This is a genomic window from Pseudoalteromonas sp. SR45-5 (assembly GCF_014163565.1).
Taxonomy (GTDB): domain Bacteria; phylum Pseudomonadota; class Gammaproteobacteria; order Enterobacterales; family Alteromonadaceae; genus Pseudoalteromonas; species Pseudoalteromonas distincta.
On the sequence record NZ_JACJDN010000947.1, the window covers coordinates 1 to 984 of the forward strand.

The window sequence follows — 984 nt, forward strand, 5'->3', positions numbered from 1 at the left end:
TATTTTTATTCTAAGCCGACTTTTGTCGGCTTTTTTAATGCAAGCCTTACAGGCTCTGGTGTTTGTACCTGTTACATATGTAACCCAAGCATGTAACTCATACTCATTTAAATGTAATTTTTGCCCACCTTAATTCCCACTTAATAAAATTACCTTATATTTCATAGCGTTAATATTGGCACCGAAATTGTAACTACAAAGATAACCTAGCCGATGGAATTTCCATTTTGTGGCTGCACTATTCACCGTAATGTAAGGATTAAGTTATGAACCGCTTCAAGTTAACTATCGCTTTAGTATCATTTTGTTGTTTATTTTTATTAGCTTGCGCTACAAAGGTAAGTGCAGCAACCAACATGGCCGTAGTAAGCAGTGTAGCCACTCAACCTAACCTACAACAAACTATCACCAACACCCTACGAACTAACCCTAACCTGGCGTTAAGTGATATTCGTGTGCAGGTAAAAAATGGTGAAGTAGATTTATACGGTGAAGCACAAACTGGTTTTCAGCGCGCACTAGCTCAAAAATTTCTAGAAAATATAGATGGGGTTAAAATCATTCGTAACAAAATTAGCGTTATTTAATACGCACCACAAAACCTATTTGTATAACTAATTCATAAGCGCGGCTTGTTACTCCAACACAAGCTGCGCTTTTTTATATTCTGTTTTAAGGCAAATTTTGCAGCTGTGAAGAAGATAAAATAAAGCCTAAGCAATACGATTATTCCTCCCCCTAAAACGATAGCTCACACTTATACTTAAGAAGATAGATTTAGAATTGACGCTAGCGTGTTTGTCTTTGCTCTTTTAACCCTTAAGTTAACCCAATTGATACTGAAAAAGCTTACACAGATTCTTTAGCCGACCTAACGGGCTTAAAAAGGATGATTTATTTAGTTATTGAAATAGATGAGAGCGTTTTTTCAGAGTGTGCGGCAAGGCAGTAAAAAAATCGTTGGGTAAACACTAATCTTACTTG

The 984-nt window shown here is 36.3% G+C and carries 1 protein-coding gene; it reads left to right on the plus strand.

Annotated elements, in window-relative coordinates; genetic code table 11:
* The first annotated feature begins 266 nt into the window (after positions 1–266).
* Entirely contained in the window at positions 267–587 is a 321-nt protein-coding gene (locus H5072_RS20270; protein WP_002961403.1) for a BON domain-containing protein, read from the plus strand.
* The last annotated feature ends 397 nt before the right edge of the window (positions 588–984 follow it).

What these genes read in the sequence shown, in the direction of transcription:
- H5072_RS20270 (WP_002961403.1), top strand. Translation starts at nt 267, where the DNA reads ATGAACCGCTTCAAGTTAACTATCGCTTTAGTATCATTTTGTTGTTTA.